The sequence below is a fragment of the Streptomyces sp. Edi2 genome (assembly GCF_040253635.1).
Taxonomy (GTDB): domain Bacteria; phylum Actinomycetota; class Actinomycetes; order Streptomycetales; family Streptomycetaceae; genus Streptomyces.
Genome location: NZ_JBEJGX010000003.1, coordinates 4,693,696 through 4,712,252, shown reverse-complemented (window position 1 = coordinate 4,712,252; position 18,557 = coordinate 4,693,696). Strand labels below are relative to the sequence as shown.

The window sequence follows — 18,557 nt, the reverse complement described above, 5'->3', positions numbered from 1 at the left end:
CTGCGACGGAAGCGAATGCCAGGGCGACATCGTCACCCACGAGCACGGCCGGCCTCAGAGGCTTCTTCATCAATCTTCTTTCCTGGGTGGCGAGCTCGCTCCACCCGGTTCGTCAGCCCCGTGGTCCGCGCTGCTGCAGGTAGAACTGGGCGGTTCCCTCCACTCCCATGTACGGGAGGTGTGTGATCCTCCCGTCCTCCTTGTCGATGACAGCGCATCCCACCGCGGGCGGCGGCTGCGACGGCGAGGCGGCAGGCGGGAACTGGTCCGGCAGGATGATGTACCCGTGGCTGAATTCCCGGGCGATCAGCTGCCCGGCACTGCCGTCGGGCCGACGCCAGCCGTAGTGGGGGCGAGCCATCTCCACGGCCTCCTCCGGAGTCCTGGGGCCCACAGGTGAGGGGGTGTTCCTATCGCTCATCGAAGCTCCTTCATGAGGAAGAGGCGCCTCTTCCGGGCCGCCTGCTGTGCGGAGTCGTCGTCACGCAAACGATCTTCACCATACGGCGATCCGCCGAGCAACCGGGTTGCAGGCTTCAGGGCCTGACCCATCGCACACGTCCTGAACGACGCCTACCTGACAACCCGCCCAGCCTGAGTGAGCCCCAGCTGGTGCGGTGCGCACCACTTGAGAAGTTCGATCAACTAAGCGCCGCTGCATTCGACGGTGCAGGACGCGAGGTCCCAGCGGGCTGCGGAGGAGCGTGGACATGCCCCGCCGTTGGCGTCAGGTGCAGAGATCAGGTGCAGAGATCAGGTGCAGATGTCAGGCCAGCCGAGGCACGATGGCCAGCGCGCGGTAGTCGTACCCATCCTGCTTGAAGCCGGGGGCTTCCCAAGTGAGGTCGACTTGTTGTCCGGGCGTCAGCGTGCGGAAGCCGGCCATCTGGATGTCGGAGAAGTGCCCAAAGCAGCCGCCGGGTGTCTCAGAGGAGTCGAGCACGCCCCAGCCTTCCTCGTCACGCCACTCGCGAACAGTCGCAGTCACCATGGTCGAAACCCTACGGAGTCCATCGGCACCGGTGCACGCTCCGTGCACCGTGATCGTGCGGTACTCCCCGTCGTTTCCCGGTAGTTCGTGCACGGCAGGGCACGGTGACCACTGAAATCCGTCGATCAATCGCCGGCGCCGGCAGAGATCTGGTAATCAAGGCATGGATCAAGCGGGCCGCATTGCAGGATCTCTTCCACTGCGGTCCAGGCATCGAGAGGTACGTCGTAGCAGTAGGTCATCCAGGGGTCGTCGGCATCCGGGCTGATCACCTCGCGAAGCTTGATGGTCTGCTCCCGGCTGATGGCGCGCTGCATACGCAAGAACTCGTCCTGCTTGCTGAAACCGTCCAACGACCAAACGACGTGCGGTTCTTCCCTGACCATGGCCTCAGCGTAAGGGCGGCCGCGTAAGGTCGATTCTCGATTGCGGGGCATTGGCCGGCGCCCTGCCTGGGTTGGGGCCGCGACGTTGGGTCAGTGAGCGGAGCGCCCATGACGGGCTCGGCCACATCGCGGCAGCAGACAGCTCCCCATGGCCCCCTCGCCCGTTCCGGGACCGGAACCTGCAGGGCGCTTCAGGACTTCAGGCTGCGTTCAGGTTCGGTTCGGCACCGTGATGAATGTCGGAAGGGCGCAACAGGGCCCGCCGACGGAACAGACGCGACACCATCCGGAGGAACGTCCCCATGAAGGCCACCGCCAAGCGCACGCTCACCCCCCGCGCCGTCGTCCTCGCCACGGCCGCCGCCGTCGCACTGATCGGCAGCACGGGTGCCGCGACCGCCTTCGCGGACAACGAGGGCCCGGCCCCGCAGTCCTCCGTCCAGCTCGCCCAGAACGAGCGCCACCTGGACGACACCGCCAAGGACCGCGCGCAGGTCAAGGCCGACAAGATCAGCCAGTCCGAGGCCACCGCCAAGGCTCTCCAGGCCGTCCCCGGCACCGCGACCTCCGCCGAACTCGACAACGCAGACCGCAACGGCTCCCTCATCTGGGAGGTCGACGTCCTCGGCAAGGACCACAAGAACCACGACGTCACCATCGACGCCGGCAACGGCAAGGTCCTCAACAAGCACACCGACCGCGACGACGACGCCGCCCAGGACGCCGCCGAAACCCAGGCCCTGGTCAAGTCCGACAAGATCGGCCACGAAAAGGCCACCGACAAGGCCCTGAAGGCCGTCCCCGGCACCGTCGTCTCCTACAGCCTCGACGACAACGACCGCAACGGTTCCACCGTCTGGGAGGTCGATGTCCTCGGCAAGGACCACAAAAGCCACGACGTCACCATCGACGCGGCCGGCGGCAAGGTCCTGGACCAGCACGTCGACCAGGACGACAACAACGGCCACGACGGCCACGACGGCCACGACGACTGATCAGACATCAGGCCGCAGCCGCCTGCCTGAAGCCTCCCCCTTCCAGAGCCCGAAGGGGCCGCGCGCCTACTGTCCGGCGTACGCGGCCCCTTCGTCGCTTTCAGCGAGGCGATCTGAGACTTCAGGTATCTCGCTCAACCCGGCCGGAGTCCTCGCTCGTCACGGACCCGTGTCACGCGCCCGATCGGTGAGCACTCCGAAGAAGATCAGCGGGCCCTGTAGCGGGTGGCGAGTGCGTGGAACGCTTGCTTCGGTTCCCAGGGCATGTCGGGGTAGGCGCGCTCGTCGGCGGGATAGCCGCTGTGCTCGTCCAGGACTTTGACGATGCCGTAGGAGGCGAGGTCCTCGTCCGGTCCGGATGTCCGGTGGGGTGTGCTGAAACCGGCGAAGCTGAACCAGAAGACGGAATCGACGCCCTCCCCCTCGAAGACGGTCATGAGATCGTCGAGGTAGCGGACCTGCTCGCCCTCGTCGCGCACCAGGCCGGATTTGAGGGTGACGCCGTCGGCCTCCCTCGCCATGTACCAGCCGGCGCCGCCGTGCTCTCCCGCTCCCCGGTAGGTGCAGCAGCCGGCCTCCATGATGGCGACGGGCTTGCCTTGACCGCATTCCTTGCGCAGGTCGGTGCGGTAGGTGGCCGCATTGCGCAGGCTACGGAAGGCGTCCAGGCCGACGATGTCGAACGGGGCCCAGTCCACGCCGTCCAGAGGGCAGGAGGCGTAGCTCACGCGACCGCCGAAGAGGGGCCGCACGGCGTCGACGACCTCCCCCAGGTAGGCGTTGACCTTGTCGGGGATGCCCTGGAGCGCGGCGTCGCGGCCGGGGCCCGCCAGGACCGGAATGCGCTCGTTCAGTATGTCCCCCGGCAGGTATCCGCGGGCGAACACGCTGAGTTCGCAGCCGGTGACGAGGACGACCTCGGCGCCGTCACGCCGCAGTCGCTCCGCCCGCTCGGCGCAGTCGGTGAACAGCGGCAGCATCTCGGCGTTCGACAGCTCGCAGGGGAACGGCGAGAACCAGATCTCCAGGCCCGCCTCCGCCGCGTACCGCGCCGTGGTTTCGATACGGTCCGGACCGCCCCCGGTGATACGGACAGCGGTGCAGTGCAGGTCCTCCGCGAGGACACGCATGTCCCGTTCGACGTCCCGGACGTCGAAGACGGGGCGCGACGTGTCGCCGTTGGGAAAGGTGCCGGTGTCGTAATGGACGCCCTTGCCGCGCAACATGACGAATGCCTCCGGTGGAATGACGGTGTTTGCCGTACGCCGTCATCGTCCAAGTTGCCGCTGCGTCAGCGTCAAGACTGCACTGCACCGCGGCCGGCCTGCCGCCGAACTGAGGAGCCGGCTGAGGCGGCCGGGGCAGTTGGACGAGCGGCCCATCCGCCGGGCCCGCAACCGGGTCCTGGCCGCCCGCAGCGACCTGACCCACCGCGCCACGGCGGCGCTGCCGGGTGGTGCCGCATGGGCACACCGACCTTGAGCACCCTGGGCGCCCCGCTGCGGCTCCCGCCGATGTTCAGCGTCGAGGACGCGCAGACGGCCGAACCCTTGCCACAGCCTGGCCACACGCCCTGGTCACGACTGAGATCCGGGCGCATGAGGTGAGACACCTAACGCAGTCGGAGCGAGCCCGGATGACTCCGGAACCCGCTCCGACCTGCATGTTCTTCTACCGCTGCGGAGGCTGTGGGATTTGAACCCACGGTGACGTTGCCGCCACGACAGTTTTCAAGACAAGGCCCGTGGATGCCGCGTCATGGCCCCTGACCTGCTTCGCGAGGCGCGAACGGTGGGTTTTGGCGCTGGCTCGTCCACGCCTCGTCCACAGGACCCGAAGACGATGGGCTACCCACCCACGCCCGCGACCGCTCGGGCGTGGTCCTTCCCCCAGACTGGAGGCAGCATGTCCCTTGCCTATTACGCTGGTATGCACCACCTCAGAACGGAGAGTGCTCCACGGATGGGACCGAAGACGACGAAGGTCTACGAGACGATTCGTGATCGGCTCGCTGCTGGCGAGTACGCTCCCGGCGCCAAATTCCCCTCAGAACGGACACTCGTAGAGGAACTCGGCATTGGCCGCACCGCACTGCGGCAAGTACTGGCCCGGCTCGTAGCCGAAGGCGCCCTGGAGGTGCGAGGCCGGAGTTCGTACCGGGTGCCCGGGGCTGTGAGCGTCAAGACGCCCGAAGGGCTGGAGCCCTGGCGCATCCACGGCGAGCGGGACCTCTACGACAGCCGATGGGTCAAACTCCAGCTCTGGGACGTGGAGCCACCGGGGGTAGAGCGCTTCGAGCATCACGTCGTGAAGCTTCACCACGTCGCCGTCACCGCAGTTCTGGACGATCAGGATCGCGTCCTGATGATGTGGCGATACCGCTTCGTCCCACAGCAGTGGGGGTGGGAACTTCCTGGCGGCATCGTTGACGAGGGCGAGGACCCCTCAGAGACGGCACTGCGGGAAGTCGTGGAAGAGACCGGGTGGCGGCCTACGTCAGTGGAACACGTGGTCACCTATCAGCCCATGGTCGGCATGGTCGATTCGCCTCACGAGATCTTCGTGGCGGACGGGGCCGAACAAGTCGGTGCACCAACGGACCTCGAAGAAGCAGGGCATATCGAGTGGGTGCCGTTGGCCGACATTCCAGGGCTCATGGCACGCGGTGAGCTTATGGGGTCTGGCACTCTCGTCGGGTTGCTGCACATCCTGGCGAACCGCGGCAAGCAGGGGGTCACAACCGCGCGCTGAGAAGGTCAACACGGCGCCGCTGACGTACGGAACCGGTGCGGCTCGCCAAGAGCCGCGCCTGCCTCAAGTGGGTGTTTGCGTCGTCGTACTCGGCGCGCGCGAGATGAGCTTGCGCGAGATCGGTGTGGAGTCCGGCCTGAGCACGGACAAACGTTGGGTCCACCATCTCCAGGGCCCCGTACAGGCTGGTTACCGCGTCGCCGTCGCCCAGCAGGCCAAGGACGTTGCCGCGCCACCGGGCGAAGTGCCCGCCATTCAGGAAGATGCTCAGCATGTCAGGGTCTCGATCCTCGGGGCCCGGCGGGATGCTCGCCGCTGCCGCATCGAGCGCCCGCCGGCAGTCATCAGGCATTCCCGTGTGGGCGCACAACTCCGCTTCAGTCGCGTATAGCCATGCCCGCAGGCGGGGCGATCCGGCTTTGCCGAGGACACGCTGAGCATCGCGGACCAGGTCAAGGCCGAGAGACGGTCGGCCAGCCTCGCAGAGTACGTATGCCTGTTCGCCCATCGCATGGGCTAGGTACATCGGGGCTTCCGCGTCGCGCGCGGCCCGCTTAGCAAGCTCATAATGCCGCCAAGCCCGCTCGACTGCCCCTGAATCGATCGCTTGCCACGCGGCAAGGGTCGAGGCTCCCGCCAGTGCGAGCGCCACCGGTCGGCGTGCGCTAGGGAGCACCGCGAAGTTCAGTGCATCTTCAAGCGCAGAGATGTGCCCAGTCATCTGGTCCACGAGACCGGCCGCGCCCATCTGGCGGTCCATGGTGCGTAGCAATTCGGTCTGGTCGTTGAACGCCTTCACCAGGGATTCACTGACGCTGCTGGCTGAGTCGATCCTGCTCAGGAGTTCGTCGTACCCATCGGCCACCGGTGGCGCCACGGTGAGTTGCGCACCCCTCAACTCCGCGTCCGTGACGCCGAGAAGCTGCCGCAGGATCGCCGCGTAACGGTCCGAGATGGTGCGCTTGCCGTTCTCCCACTCAGACACGTACACGCGCAAACTCGCGGTCGAGGCGACGTCGGTGACGTGCCGTCGGGCGTACTGCTCAATCTCGCGAACCAGTCGTTCCTGAGACCAGCCATGCGCCGTTCGCGCACTCCGAAGTCCTGAACTCACAGGCCACCGCCCGGCGATAGGTCCACTCGCTGACGTTCTCAGCATGCCTTACAACGCCGCAGGTCAACAGGGGTTAACAGTCCCCGAGTTAAGCCCTGTTGGCTACCGACACCCCTGCCCCGACGGGTCTTCTAGAGATGCGCCGAGGAGGACAACCGTCGCTCGAATGGGCGAAGAGCCTTGACTCTGGTGCGCACCAGATGCCAACCTTCTGGTGCGCACCAGATGATGGAGTCGCCTCCGATTCACGGTGCACAAAGGGGCGGGCCTCCTGTGCCGCTCCTTTGGTGAGGCGCCCGGACACCCCGGTGACAGGGGGTGGAAGGAAGCGCTCGTTGTTTGAGAACTGAACAGTTGCAGCAGTGATCGAAGCCGGGATTTCCGCATGGGCCCGGCTGAGCCCCTGGTATGTCCCTCGCAAGCTCGCACTGCCCACGACGTGGGCCTGTAGATCACTGCACCGCGCCGCCGCGCCCCGCCCTCGTCGCGGGATCCAGCGTCTAGGCGCGGCCCTACTCCGTCGCCGCAACGCCTTGAGCGTGGCGGCCGGTTGCCTCCTCCGCCCGTCCAGCGAGTTTTGCGCTGTACGGGCGGGGCTGAGGGGAGCCGGAAAGTCCGGCCCCGAGAGGGGGATTTGATGGAGATCGCTGCCGCCGTTGTCGCGGTCATCGGCACCGTGCTGGGTGCTGGTGTCGTCGGTGTCCAGCAGTATTACGCGGCTCGGTCGCAGCGCCGTGAGGCTCTGCGGGACCAGGCCTTGAAGGCCCTGACCGAGCTGAGCACCGCGCTGGCCGATCATCGCCGCGCGATGTGGGTGCGCGAAGACCTGCGGCTGTCCGGCGCGGCGCCTGCTGATGTTGCTGCCGCCTGCGAAGCCAGCCACGTCACCCGGTCCGCCGTCACCGCCCCGCAGGTCGCCCTGACGGCGCTGCTTCCGCAGGTCCGTGCCGATGTGGACGCCGCTGTCCGCGCCGCGTACGACATGCGCGGCGCCGTGAACGCTGTCGCCCTGACGTCCCGGCGTGAGTCCGCCGTAGACGCGGCCGACGCCCTGACCGGCGCAGCGACACGCGCCATGTCCCGTCCCTGACCCACCACCCCACAACGGCCTGCACCCCCCGGAGTAGCCGCTCCGAGGGGTGCCTTCGGGCCGTCCACCGTCGAAGGAGAACACGACCCAATGAAGAACATCGCTGCACTTCAGGCGCTCGTTACCGCCAATCCGCCCGTCGGCGGCCCCACTGCCGCTGAGCTGGAGGCGATCGAGGCGGAGATGCCGGTCATCTCGGCGGAGGTTGAGCTGCTGGACGCGCAGATCATGATCCTCGACCGCACGCCGTCCGAGGTCGACGAGCAGCGCATCCGCCGGGCTCGCCGCCGGGTGCTGGCGGCCCGCCGGGACCTGGCCAACCTGTCCGCCGCGGCGTTCGTGCCGGAGGTGGGGGCATGAGCAAGTCCTTGACCCCCGCCACGCACATCCAGGCCGCATCCGAAGCGGTGCGCCAGCACAACCACGCCGCCATGGCCAGCGGGTACGGCAGCACGCCTGAGGTCAGCCGCTCTGCCGTCGCCATGGTGGAGATGTTCGCGCGGGCGCAGCAGGCGATCGACCACATGGGAGACCGTGTGCGCCAAGACCTGGCGGCCGGAAGGCTCGCCCCTGATGACGGGACTCCGCCCGAGGAACACGGCTATGGCGCGGATCTGGCGCTGCTGGATGCAGGCGTCGCCCTGGCCGCCCTGCTCGGCTACCTCCAGGAGGCCAGCGGTCACCTGTGGCACCTGGGCATGGTCTACGAGCCCGAGGAGACCGAGGCATGAGCTACCAGGACACTGCACTGACCGCGGCGCACGCGGAGGTCAAGGCCGAGCTGGCCCGCACCGACACCAAGGCCGGTCTACTGCTGGCGTTCACCGGCGCCATGCTGGCCGGCGCCTGGACGGTCGCCACCAGCGTCCACCTGCCCCCGGCCGCCATGGCGTTCGGGGCCGCCGGGGTGGCCATGCTGCTGGGCGCGGCCACGTATCTGCTGCGGACGGTCCGCCCGAACCTCGGCGGGACTCGCCCCCAGGGCTTCCCGAAGTGGGCCACGCTCACCCCCGACGAGATCCGTGACGCGCTGAGCGAGGACGACCGGCCCGCGCACATCGCCACCCTGTCCCGCATCGCCGTCGCCAAGTTCGCCCGCCTTCAGCGCGCGATCGACCTCACCTGCGTTGCCGGTGGGCTGCTGGTGGTCGCTGCGGTGATCGCGTGGGGTGGTGCCTCGTGACCGCCGTTCGGCAGTCCTTGACCCCGGTGCAGAAGAGGGTCCTGCGTGCGGCGTTCGTGCCGATGCTCGCCACGGGCGTGGCTGGTGGGGTGGGGACGTTCACCAACATCAGTCGCGCTTACGGCAAGGGCACCGCGCTGGGCGCGGTCGCGGCCGGTGAGGGCGCTACCGCAGTTCTGGCGCTGGTCCTGCTGGGCCTGACGCTGCTGGGGCAGTCGTCGCCGCTGGTGATCCGGGCCGGGCTGTGGGCTCTGCCGACTGCCGCGTCGGTGATGGCGGCCATGGCCGGGGACGATCCGGGCCGCACCGTCATCTACGCCGTGACTCCCATGGGCATGTGTGTGTCGGCGGAGGGCATGGCTTTCCTGGCCCGTCGGATCGTGGTCCACACCGACGGCCGGGACGCTGAAGCCGAGCGCAAGGCGGCGTCCATCGTGCAGGCGCTGGCGTATCACCGGGCACGTTCCGCAAACCACCCTGACAAATCGGTGCGGAAGCGTTCGGAGCGCCGGTCCTGGCGCCTGGCCCGCAGGGTCGGTGTCGGGGATGCGGCGCTGGGGACGCGGCTGCTGGGCGTCCAGCGCGACCGCGTCACGGACGGCGCCGACGCGGCCCTGGCCGACATGTTCACCGTGACGCGCCCCGTCACGCCCGCCGTGACGCCCGACGCGGCCACGGCCGTCGGCCCCGTGGCGCTGCCGGAGCTGGAGCGCGCAGCGTCCTCGCGTGACGAGGACGACACGCAGGTCAGCCCCGGTGAGACAGCCCCCGTCACACCGGTCGTGACAGCCGTGACCCCTGAGCCCGTCACACCCGTGACGCCGGACGAGGCAACGCCTCCGGCCGAGTGTGCGCCGGAGGAGGGGCGCGGCGGTGGCGAGGTGGCCGTCACGCTGGAGGACATCGCCGCCGTCGCGGGCGTGACGACTCCCGAGCCCGCCGAACCGCTCGCCGATGGCCAACTGGTCGTGGCGCTGCGGTATCTGCGGTACTCGGCCGATCCGCCGCTGTCCTACCGGCAGGCCGCCGCCGCGTTCCGAGACGCCGGTTACGTCGGGGCGGAGAACCGTGTCCGCGCCGCCTGGGGTGTGCTGATGGCCCAGGAGGAGAGCACCCCGTGACCACGCTCCCCGTCTACCCGTGGCGCCTGGCCCCGGACGGTCTGGCCACACTCCGACAGCTCCGCGCGATGGGGCTGCGGCCGGGCGGTCAGCCGGTGGTCGCTCAGATCGAGCGGCCCCGGCGCCGTCGCAGGCCGCTGGTCGCCTTCCTCTACCGCATCGACCAGGCCAAGCCCGTCCGGCCCATGACCCCGGCGAAATGGGCGGCCCTGGCCAAGGCGAACGCCGCCCGCCGCACCTGTCCCGCCTGCGGGCGGGACGCGGGCTACACCCTCCCCACCTCACTCGGCGTGTGTGTGCCCTGCGCAGACGCTCCCGCGCTGGCCGCATGAAGGAGGCCCCCCATGCCCTCAACCACAACCGAGACCAAACCACCCACCCCCACCACCCCCGAACCCATCAAGCAGCAGCCGAAGCCGGCCGCACAGACCAGGGAGCCGGCCTCCGCACCGGGGCAGACGCTGGGTGGCGTCCTGATCCCCGGCGGAGCGTTGACCGGCCTGATCGGGTTCTGCTGGCTCTCCCATCAGTTCGGCCTGCCCGCCGTCCTCCTGGCCGTCGTCGCCTGCTCCGCGGTCTGTGCGGCCACGCTGGCCGTGCGGGCCGGGCGGCGCATTCGGCGGGCAGGCTCGGGCCGTCTGGGGCGTGCCTCGCTGCGCGCACCGGGCACCGGCCACCGCAGCGGGGCTGCCTCCGGCCCGGCGGGACGTGGTTCGAGCGGCGGTGGGAGGGTTCCTGCCGCCCGGTCCGGGGCCGGACCGTCGCTGCGCAAGCCGACCAGCGGCACGCCGTCGGCAGTCGGCCGCGCCGGTGGCACCTCGCGGAAGCCGGGTGGTCTGGCCGCGAAGCCGAAGCCGCTGGGCGCGGCCACGCCGAATCCTTCCGGTCAGCAGCCGGGCTCGCTGGGACGGAACGCGGCGGCGCTGGGCGGGCCGGGCCGCCGCACCACCCCGGGCGGCGCAGCACCGCGTACGGCACCCAAGCCGACCGGCGGCGCGTCGCTCCGCAAGCAGCCGGGCGGCACCGCCCCGGCGCTCTCCGGCGCCGCGGGAAGGCTGGCCCGGACGCTCGGCCGCAAGTCCCCCACCACCGCGGCCGGCGCCAACACTCCGCAGGGCGGGGCCCGTCGAACGGGTGGTGCCAAGCAGCCGAAGAGCAGCGGCCGGCAGCAGCCGGGCAACAGCAAGGGTGGTTACAAGCCCGCCCCGCAGCAGAGCGCCACATCGGCCGGCGGGCGGGCCCGGAAGGCCGCGAAAGCCCTCACCCAGGCTGCCCTGCGCAACCGGGGACAGTCCGGCAAGCAGCCCAACCCCGGCAAGCTCAAGGCCCAGCCCAAGGCGAAGAAGCCGCACAAGGCTCAAGGCAGCAGTGACATGGGCCAGGGATCCGGGGCCAAGGGCGCTCAGCGGTCATTCAGTGCGGCGATGGGCACCTGGCGGCGAGGCCGGTACTGGGTAGGGCGCAAGCTGCGCCAGCACACCAGCGCCCTGACCCGGCAGCGGCTGCGCAAGGCCGCCGCCCCCGTCCGCGCCACCGCCCACGCCATCGCCCGGCACGGGACGCCGCTGCTGGCCCATGCCTGGCGCTACGGCTCACGCGCCCTGCTCAACGGGCATCTGGCCCTGGGCTCGGTCCGCTTCTCCACCGTCGGCCCGAACTGGCTGCGCCCGCTGGCCCGCGTCTTCCACACCCTGACCACCCCCGCCGCCCGCGCCCTTGCCTGGGCCGGGACCTGGGGCTGGTTGAACCGCTGGATGTACCGGCACACCGGCGCCGGCACCACCCCCACCCCGCCCAAGACCCGCCGCACGGCGCCGACCGGCGGCCGGACGGCCGGAGCGCACCGGCCGGTGCACAGCCCGACCCGCATCACCACCCCCGCGACGAACGGAGTTCCTGTGTCCTCCATCGAACCGGCTCTGCCGCTGCAGTACGCCGCCGACGCCGTCCGCACCGCCGGCGCCATGATGGTCCTCAACCCGGCCGGCAACATGGTCGGCTACGAGGCCACCATCAACAGCCTGGCGGAGATCCAGCGCGCCATCGGCGACGTGATCTCCATGGCCGCGCACTCCAGCCGGGAGAACTTCAAGGTCAACGCGGCCATCCCCGAGGCGTACGACGACACCGCCGTCTACGCCCACGCCCTGGCCGGGCGACTGGACTCGATCCCGACACTGTTCCGGATCATCCACGCCGAGCAGATCGACAACATCGAGAACCCCACCATCCAGGGCGCCAAGTGGGACCAGTCCGCCAACTGGCAGTAACCCGCTGCCCCGTCATCACCGCAGGCCAGGCACCGACCGTCGGTGCCTGGCCTGCGAGCGTCCGGCTCACCTCGACCGACCGAACGGAGAACTCCCGACATGCTGAGCCGTCCCAGCAACCACGAGCCGATCCCCTGGCGGCACGGTGTGGTGTCCACCCCGCTGTTCACCGCCGCCACCGTCTACGCCGGCGGCCTCGGCCTCGGGCTGGCCGCGGACGCCGGCAACGCGCTGCCGCTGGGCTGGATCGGCGTCGGCTCCCTCACCGGCATCGCCGCCGCGGCCACCTCCCGCTTCATCCGCACCTCCGGCCAGTCGAAGTTCCGCCGCTGGTTCCACACCGGCTTCACCGCCACCTGGACCAGCGCCGCCTACGCCTGGATCAACTGGACCGCCCACGGCACCCCCTGGACCCTCGCCTCCGCCACCGTCATCGGCGCCGCTACCGCTGCCCTCACCCCGTTCTATGCGATCGACCGGGGGCTACGAACGGAGGAGATCGCCGCCCAGTGGGCCGCCGAAGCAGGCACCGGCTACGGGGACCGTGCCGAATGGGCGCGCCTGTTCGAAGAGGTCGGGGCGCGGGGCGTGGAGGTCGGCAAGAGCCAGCGCACCCGCGGCGGCTACGCCATGCCACTCCGACTGACCAGCACCTCCTACGAGCAGCTGCTCACCATGCTGCCGGCGCTGGAGACCCGCAAGGGCGACATCCGCCCCGGCTCCCTCCGCCTGGTCCGCAGCGAATCCGGCCTGGCCTCCGAAGCGATGCTGCACGTCACCACCCGCAACGTGCTGGCCGAGACCATCGACCTGCCCGACGACTACCACCCGCTGACCATCCGCGAACCGCTCACCCTGGGCCTGCTGGAGTCGGGGGAGCCGATCGAGATCCTGTTCCGTCAGGTCAGCATCATGATCGCGGGCATGAAGGGGTCCGGGAAGAGCGTGCTCCTCCACGTCATCATCTCCCTGCTGACCCGCTGCACCGACGCGGTGATCTGGATGATCGACATGGCACAGGGCAACACCGCCAAGCGCTGGCTGCGCCCCTGGGCCCAGCAGTGGAAGGACACCGACGGCCGCCTGATCGACCGCCCGATCCTGGACTGGGTGGCCACCGACCCGGCCGAGGCGGTGCGGCTGCTGAACGCCGCGCTGGCCATCACCGACGGCCGCGCCCGCCGGATGAAGGGCGGCAAGATCCAGCCCAAGGACACCGAACCCGCCGTCATCGTCCTCTCGGACGAGAACTCCGACCTGATGGCCTGGACACCGGAAGCGCTCAAAGCGAAGATCCGGCTGCTGAAGAAGGGCCGGAAGGCCGCCGTGGACGTGGTCGACGCCGTCCAGCGCGGCACCGGCCCCAACACCGGCGGCGGAGAAGTCGATTCGCAGTACGACATCACCATCGGCATGCGCTTCGCCAAGAAGCAGGAAGGACAGTTCGTCTTCCCCGGCCACTACCAGCAAGTCGACCTGGCCAAGCTGCCCGGCAAGGGCGCCCTCTACATCCTCGACCAGGCCCGCGCCCAGGAAGGCGGCATCGGCCCGGAGCGCGGCAAGGTCTACTTCGCCAACGACGAAGACGAACACGCTGACGGCACCCCGCGCCACGACATCGAAGAACTGGCCGCGGCCCGCTGGGACATTCGCCCCGACCTCGACCAGGCCGCTCAGGAGGACGCCGCGCCGTTCGGCTACCACGAGCGCTGGTCCGACCCCGAGCGGATCGCCTGGCTGCTGGACGCCCTGGGCCTGCCCACCCCGGCCGGCGCCAGCGCCCACACCGCGGCGGGCGGGGCCAGCGCCGCGGGCGGCAGCGCCGCACCGGGGCAGGCGGGGGGCATCGGGACGCTCACCCCGATGAAGCCCCTCGACTACTACATCGACAAGGCCAAGAACCCCTCGGCCGAGCCGCCGCAGGAGCCGACGGCACGCGCCGCTAAGCCCGACACCGGCGGAGGATCGGGCGGTGGTGAGGATGACCCGCAGGTGGCCGCGGCGATCGCGCGGGCCCTGGCGGAGTTCGAGCACATCACCGAACAGGCCGCCGAAATCGCTGCGAACGAAGAGGCCGTCCCGGCGGCACCGGCGGGGCCGGAGTGGCTGCCCACGGCGATCGACGCGATCGAGTCTGCCGGGGCGATGGGCATGAAGCCGGCCGCCATCGCCGACCTTGTGGGCCGGGATCGCAAGACCGTCCGCGAAGCCCTCAAGGCCGCCGCCGAACGCGGCGAGTTGGTCTACCGCGACCGCGGACCGCACTCGGTCTACGTCCACCCCGACCACACCTGACCCTCACGATCGGTTACCGGGTAGTGGGTAGTGGGGCGCAACACCCCACTACCCACTAACCCCGCCAACCGCCCACCTGGGGGTTCTCAACAGGGGCTCCCCAGTAGACGCCCCACTACCCACTACCCAGTACTCACTACCCACTACAGCTACACACCGTAATGACCGCGTGGGCGGCTCTTCCTCTCGAAGGGCCGCCCACCGTCGTACCGACAGGAGAACACCTGTGGCCCTGACGCTCTCCGCCACCGTCCTCTTCGGCATCCTCGCCGTCGTTCTGCTGCGCGGCAGACACGTCAGCTTCAGCAACGCGCTGGTGCTGTTCCTCTTCGGCTTCTTCGTCGCCGGCACTGGCGCCTACGAGCCCATCCACAACCTGTGCCAGGCCGTAGCCGACGCCCTCACTCACCTCACCGCCTAACCCCCGCCCCGGCAGGAGGAGGACTTGTGGACCCCCGACCCACGTACACGATCACCACCGCCGAAACCCACCAGGCACCCGCCTACCTCCAGCACCGACCCACACCACCGATGCCGCTCCACGAGATCCCGCCCGGCGTCGAGCTGGTCACCCTCCCCAGCGGCATTCGCACCCTCGCCTACACCCAGCCCACCCCGCCACCCATGTCCGCAGCTCCGGCCGCCCAGCCGGTCCCGGCCTGGGCCAAGACCACCGCACTGCTCGTGCCCACCACAGGCTTCGGCATCGGCGCCGCCGGAGTCGGCCTCTCCTACGCCGCACCGGGACTGATCGCCATGAGCCAAGCCCTGTGGGCCGCCGTCGCTTTCATCGCGACCGGCGGCGCCGCGGCAGCAGCCCTGATCCGGCGCTGCCGCCGCCCCATCCCCACTCAGATCACTCAGAACATCACCGCGACCGGCTTCCTCGGCCGTGCCAACGGAACCATCAACCACCGCTGAGGAGACATCCAGCAGCGCGGGGCCACGGACTCCCCGCGCCCACTCTCCGGCCTGGAATTGCGGCTGATCGGAGACCGGCATGCCACTGCTCGACTGGCGCGACGGCAAGCACTTCGACCCCCACCAAGACCTGCCGTGCGTGCTGTGCGGCGGGCCCACCCCGATGCGCTCCCACGACCGCGAACCCGTCCACAAGGTGTGCGCCGAAACCTGGAACGAGCAGGCCGACGCACCCCGCTACCTCATCAAAGTCGGCGAACACCTCCGGGACGTGGGCACCCACCGATTCCACGACGACACCCCCAACCAGCCGACCAAGGCCCCCACCGCACAAGCGAAACGCGATCGGCCCGCGCACGACCCGTTCCCGCTCAGCGCCTGACCCAGCACAAAGGAGCCCCGCATGCGACGCCCCCGCCTCGCCCTGATCTACCACCCCGGTTGGTACTCCCATCGCCCCGACGGCCGGTCGATCGGACCTCGGCCGATGCTCGGCCTGCACCGCACCCCTGACCCGAACTGCCACATCTGCGGGGGCGAGGGCTGCGTCATGACCGGCAGCGAATCGCACTCGGAAGAGCCGGACTTCGTCGACTGCCCCTGCGCGCCGTTCCGGCCCGTCCTTACGGTGTGGCTCCCCAAGTGGGCCGACACCACCCGCTACCGCCGCGGCACCCCCGGTCCCATCGACGAACCGCCCTTCTAGACACGCCAGGGGCGGCCCCTCTCACGCCAATGAACGGGCCGCCCCTGCTCTCCAGTCCCTTTACAGACCCTTGGAGGTCTCCAGCATGACGCATTACGTCGAAGGTATGGGCAATCCCTTCTACAGTTCGGCCCTCGCCGCCGCCAACCGCGGCTGGAGCGTCTTCCCGCTGCGGCCCGGCGCCAAGCAGCCAGCCCTCCACGGCGAGCAGCACTGCCCCCGCACCGGCGACTGCTCCGACGGCCACGCCAAGTGGGAGCAGCGCGCCACCGACAACCCCTTGCAGCTCGAACGGGCCTGGGAGCACGGCTCCGAGTACAACATCGGGATCGCCACCGGCCCCTCCGGGCTCGTCGTCGTCGACCTCGACATGCCCAAGGACCACAGCAAGAGCGACATGCCTGACGGCATGGCGACCTTCCAGGCGCTCTGCGAGCGCGCCGGGCAGCCCGTCCCGTCCACCTACACCATCCGGACCGCGAGCGGCGGATGGCACCTGTACTTCACCGCCCCGGCCGGTGTGCGGCTGGGCAACACGGCGGGCAAGCTCGGACCGCTCATCGACACCCGTGCCTGGGGCGGTTACGTCGTCGCCGAAGGCAGCGTCATTACCGGCAGCATCTACCAGGGCAACTTCGCGCCCGCCCTTCCCCTGCCCCGGTGGCTGACACAGGCTCTGACCACCTCGCCCAAGCCGCAGCGTCCGGCCTCCGCCCCGCAGCCGGGGCACGGGTCGGCGTACGCGGAAGCCGCATTGCGCAACGAGACCGCGAACGTCGAACGAGCACCGGAAGGGGGCCGGAACGCGGCTCTCGTGCGGGCCGCGCGGGCTCTGGGGCGGCTGATCGCGTCCGGCGACCTCGACCGCACACGGGTTGAGGAGGCTCTTAATTGGGCGGGGATCTCGGCCGGCCTGCGAGAACGCGAGTGCACCTCGGCCCTCACCAGCGCCCTGAACTGGTCCATCGCCCACAACACCGGGCGGCGGACCGCATGACCCGCCCCGAACCTCCCCTCATTAAGAGCCTCACCGCCACCACAGACCGCTCCAGCTCCGCCGAACCTGCCCGCACCCCGTCCGGCAGTGGCGCGCCGAAGGTCGTCGCCGAAGGCGTCCTTTCAGCTCTTCGCCCTGACTCGCAGCAGGGCGACGGCCGCTACCCAATCGCCTGGCTGCACGTCACCGCACCCGGCGGCGGCGCCATCCCCACCGCCACCTCGAAGTGCCTGTGCGGACACGACCGCAGCGCCGTCGGCCACCGCAAAGTCCTCGCCCTGATCGACGACCACCACACCCACCGCACCACCTGCCCCTTCCGCCGCTCCGGCGACGCCGAAAAGAGGAAAGCCGCATGACCGAGACAATCGACGGCGCCGCCCTGCTGGACGAAGTCGAGCACTTCCACCGCCGCTTCAACGTCTTCCCCACCGAACACGCCTACGTCGCCGTCGCGCTGTGGGACGCGCATGCCCACCTGATCGACGCACTGGACGGCACCGCTCGCATCGCCTTCCTGAGCCCTGAGCCGGGCTCAGGGAAGTCCCGCGCGCTGGAGATCATCGAGACCCTGACCCCACGCTCCGCGACCACCGTCAACGCTTCCGCCAACGCCCTGTTCCGGCTGGTGGCGGCCGACGCGGGAACGCCGACGCTGCTGTTCGACGAGATCGACACCGTCTTCGGGCCCAAGGCCGGCGGAAACGAAGAGGTCCGCGGGTTTCTCAACTCCGGCTACCGGCGCGGCGCCAAATCCCTGCGCTGCGTCGGAGAAGGCTCCGAGCAGAAGGCCGGCTGGTTCGACTCGTTCTGCGCGGTCGCCATGGCCGGCCTGGGCTCGCTGCCCGACACGATCCTGACCAGGTCGGTCATCATCCGCATGCGCAAGAAGGCTCCCAACGAGACGTGCGAGCCCTACCGGCGCCGTGTCCACGAGAAGCAGGGCAATGTCCTGCGGGACCGCCTCGCTGAGTGGACCGCCACCATCAGTGAGCAGATCGCCGAGGCGTGGCCGGAGATGCCCGAAGGTGTCACCGACCGGCCGGCCGACGTATGGGAGCCTCTGCTCGCGGTCGCAGATGCGGCCGGCGGGCACTGGCCCGAGCGAGCGCGCGCCGCCTGCGTCGCGCTCATCAAGGCCGCATCCGAAGGCGACCAAGCCTCCCTCGGCGTCAAGCTGCTCACCGACCTGCGGGACCGCGTGTTCTGCGGCGTGGACCGGATGCCCACCGCCGCCATCCTCGAAGTCCTCCTCGGGATCGACGACGCTCCCTGGTCCGACCTGAGCGAGGACGGGCAGAGCAGCAAGCCGCTCACCGCACGCGCCCTGTCCAAGCTCCTGAGCCAGTACGTGCGCCCCGACAACACCCCGATCAAGCCCCGCGGAATCCGCGTTGGCAGCACCACGCCGAAGGGCTACTACGCGGAGGATCTCAGCGACGCCTGGGCCCGGTACTGCCCCCCTGCCCCCGGGGAATCCGCAACATCCGCAACGTCCGCAACACCGCAGGTCAACGGGGGTGAATCTGTGGCGGAAGGCCCTTCTGAGACCCGCCACATGTTCGCGGAAACCGACACACTCACCCTCCGCAGCGTCGGCTGACGCCGCCCACTCGATAGGTGCCGCCGGGCCCCTGCGCGCGGCGGCACCTATCCGCAACAGAAACGGCATCCGCCACAGATTCAAGCCGCTGACCAGCAATGTTGCGGCGTGGCGGATGTTGCGGATTCCCCAGA

23 protein-coding genes are annotated in these 18,557 nt (G+C 69.7%); 18 read left to right on the top strand and 5 right to left on the bottom strand.

The features are described from left to right. Positions 1 to 112 precede the first annotated feature (112 nt). The 3 genes from ABR737_RS24185 to ABR737_RS24175 all read right to left on the bottom strand — a co-directional run bounded on the left by ABR737_RS24185 (position 113) and on the right by ABR737_RS24175 (position 1,377). A complete protein-coding gene (locus ABR737_RS24185) occupies positions 113 to 421 on the bottom strand; it encodes an SUKH-4 family immunity protein (RefSeq protein WP_350252212.1) in 309 nt (102 codons plus the stop codon). 345 nt (positions 422 to 766) lie between these two features. Further along, positions 767 to 991 carry a cold-shock protein gene (locus ABR737_RS24180; RefSeq protein ID WP_350252210.1) on the bottom strand — a complete coding sequence of 75 codons (225 nt, stop codon included), beginning with the start codon at positions 989 to 991 and terminating at the stop codon, positions 767 to 769. A gap of 125 nt (positions 992 to 1,116) precedes the next feature. Then, positions 1,117 to 1,377, bottom strand: coding sequence for a DUF7683 domain-containing protein (locus ABR737_RS24175; RefSeq protein WP_350252208.1), 261 nt, complete (start codon positions 1,375 to 1,377; stop codon positions 1,117 to 1,119). Positions 1,378 to 1,679: 302 nt separating this feature from the next. Between ABR737_RS24175 and ABR737_RS24170 the strand changes: the two genes are divergently transcribed. Next, positions 1,680 to 2,372 (top strand): PepSY domain-containing protein, encoded by a 693-nt coding sequence (locus ABR737_RS24170; RefSeq protein WP_350252207.1) that lies wholly within the window; start codon positions 1,680 to 1,682, stop codon positions 2,370 to 2,372. A 206-nt stretch (positions 2,373 to 2,578) separates the two neighbouring features. Here ABR737_RS24170 and ABR737_RS24165 read toward each other — a convergent pair whose 3' ends face one another. After that, the gene (locus ABR737_RS24165; RefSeq protein WP_350252206.1) at positions 2,579 to 3,598 is read right to left on the bottom strand and encodes a glycoside hydrolase family 113 protein; all 1,020 of its coding nucleotides are present in this window, start codon (positions 3,596 to 3,598) and stop codon (positions 2,579 to 2,581) included. Between ABR737_RS24165 and ABR737_RS24160 the strand changes: the two genes are divergently transcribed. Both ABR737_RS24160 and ABR737_RS24155 read left to right on the top strand, forming a co-directional pair. Beyond that, the gene (locus ABR737_RS24160; protein WP_350252204.1) at positions 3,597 to 3,854 is read left to right on the top strand and encodes a DUF6284 family protein; all 258 of its coding nucleotides are present in this window, start codon (positions 3,597 to 3,599) and stop codon (positions 3,852 to 3,854) included. The two genes, ABR737_RS24165 and ABR737_RS24160, sit on opposite strands and share 2 nt — an antisense overlap. A gap of 480 nt (positions 3,855 to 4,334) precedes the next feature. Continuing rightward, positions 4,335 to 5,123, top strand: coding sequence for an NUDIX domain-containing protein (locus tag ABR737_RS24155; RefSeq protein ID WP_350256906.1), 789 nt, complete (start codon positions 4,335 to 4,337; stop codon positions 5,121 to 5,123). Here ABR737_RS24155 and ABR737_RS24150 read toward each other — a convergent pair. Further along, on the bottom strand, positions 5,107 to 6,114 hold the full coding sequence (locus tag ABR737_RS24150) for an NsdA family TPR-like regulatory protein (RefSeq protein ID WP_350252203.1): 1,008 nt from the start codon (positions 6,112 to 6,114) through the stop codon (positions 5,107 to 5,109). The genes ABR737_RS24155 and ABR737_RS24150 overlap by 17 nt on opposite strands. Positions 6,115 to 6,874: 760 nt before the next feature. On the opposite strand from ABR737_RS24150, the gene kilB reads away from it, so the two are divergent. The 15 genes from kilB (at position 6,875) to ABR737_RS24075 (ending at position 18,423) form a co-directional block, all read left to right on the top strand. After that, positions 6,875 to 7,327, top strand: coding sequence for a plasmid transfer protein KilB (gene kilB / locus ABR737_RS24145; protein WP_350252201.1), 453 nt, complete (start codon positions 6,875 to 6,877; stop codon positions 7,325 to 7,327). Between the two features lie 90 nt (positions 7,328 to 7,417). Then, positions 7,418 to 7,687: a DUF6284 family protein gene (locus ABR737_RS24140; RefSeq protein WP_350252200.1), complete on the top strand. Its 270-nt coding sequence runs from the start codon at positions 7,418 to 7,420 to the stop codon at positions 7,685 to 7,687. Further along, complete coding sequence (locus ABR737_RS24135) at positions 7,684 to 8,058, top strand: hypothetical protein (protein WP_350252198.1); 375 nt, start codon at positions 7,684 to 7,686, stop codon at positions 8,056 to 8,058. Before ABR737_RS24140 ends, ABR737_RS24135 begins: the two co-directional genes overlap by 4 nt. Then, a complete protein-coding gene (locus ABR737_RS24130) occupies positions 8,055 to 8,510 on the top strand; it encodes a Pycsar system effector family protein (protein WP_350252196.1) in 456 nt (151 codons plus the stop codon). Before ABR737_RS24135 ends, ABR737_RS24130 begins: the two co-directional genes overlap by 4 nt. A 62-nt stretch (positions 8,511 to 8,572) precedes the next feature. Next, entirely contained in the window at positions 8,573 to 9,631 is a 1,059-nt protein-coding gene (locus ABR737_RS24125) for a hypothetical protein (RefSeq protein WP_502964499.1), read from the top strand. Further along, on the top strand, positions 9,628 to 9,963 hold the full coding sequence (locus ABR737_RS24120; RefSeq protein WP_350252192.1) for an RRQRL motif-containing zinc-binding protein: 336 nt from the start codon (positions 9,628 to 9,630) through the stop codon (positions 9,961 to 9,963). Before ABR737_RS24125 ends, ABR737_RS24120 begins: the two co-directional genes overlap by 4 nt. A gap of 12 nt (positions 9,964 to 9,975) precedes the next feature. Further along, positions 9,976 to 11,901 carry a YML083C domain-containing protein gene (locus tag ABR737_RS24115; RefSeq protein WP_350252191.1) on the top strand — a complete coding sequence of 642 codons (1,926 nt, stop codon included), beginning with the start codon at positions 9,976 to 9,978 and terminating at the stop codon, positions 11,899 to 11,901. A gap of 99 nt (positions 11,902 to 12,000) precedes the next feature. Further along, the gene (locus ABR737_RS24110; protein ID WP_350252190.1) at positions 12,001 to 14,196 is read left to right on the top strand and encodes a hypothetical protein; all 2,196 of its coding nucleotides are present in this window, start codon (positions 12,001 to 12,003) and stop codon (positions 14,194 to 14,196) included. A gap of 226 nt (positions 14,197 to 14,422) precedes the next feature. Continuing rightward, positions 14,423 to 14,617, top strand: coding sequence for a hypothetical protein (locus ABR737_RS24105; RefSeq protein WP_350252188.1), 195 nt, complete (start codon positions 14,423 to 14,425; stop codon positions 14,615 to 14,617). 26 nt (positions 14,618 to 14,643) lie between these two features. Then, positions 14,644 to 15,117, top strand: coding sequence for a hypothetical protein (locus tag ABR737_RS24100; RefSeq protein ID WP_502964362.1), 474 nt, complete (start codon positions 14,644 to 14,646; stop codon positions 15,115 to 15,117). A gap of 79 nt (positions 15,118 to 15,196) precedes the next feature. Then, the gene (locus tag ABR737_RS24095) at positions 15,197 to 15,499 is read left to right on the top strand and encodes a hypothetical protein (RefSeq protein ID WP_350252187.1); all 303 of its coding nucleotides are present in this window, start codon (positions 15,197 to 15,199) and stop codon (positions 15,497 to 15,499) included. A gap of 21 nt (positions 15,500 to 15,520) precedes the next feature. Beyond that, positions 15,521 to 15,823, top strand: a complete 303-nt coding sequence (locus ABR737_RS24090) for a hypothetical protein (RefSeq protein WP_350252185.1) — start codon at positions 15,521 to 15,523, stop codon at positions 15,821 to 15,823. Between the two features lie 85 nt (positions 15,824 to 15,908). Next, positions 15,909 to 16,820, top strand: a complete 912-nt coding sequence (locus tag ABR737_RS24085; RefSeq protein ID WP_350252184.1) for a bifunctional DNA primase/polymerase — start codon at positions 15,909 to 15,911, stop codon at positions 16,818 to 16,820. After that, positions 16,817 to 17,179, top strand: coding sequence for a hypothetical protein (locus ABR737_RS24080; RefSeq protein WP_350252182.1), 363 nt, complete (start codon positions 16,817 to 16,819; stop codon positions 17,177 to 17,179). Before ABR737_RS24085 ends, ABR737_RS24080 begins: the two co-directional genes overlap by 4 nt. Then, the gene (locus ABR737_RS24075) at positions 17,176 to 18,423 is read left to right on the top strand and encodes a DUF3631 domain-containing protein (protein WP_350252181.1); all 1,248 of its coding nucleotides are present in this window, start codon (positions 17,176 to 17,178) and stop codon (positions 18,421 to 18,423) included. The genes ABR737_RS24080 and ABR737_RS24075 overlap by 4 nt, the downstream gene beginning before the upstream one ends. Positions 18,424 to 18,557: the final 134 nt, after the last annotated feature.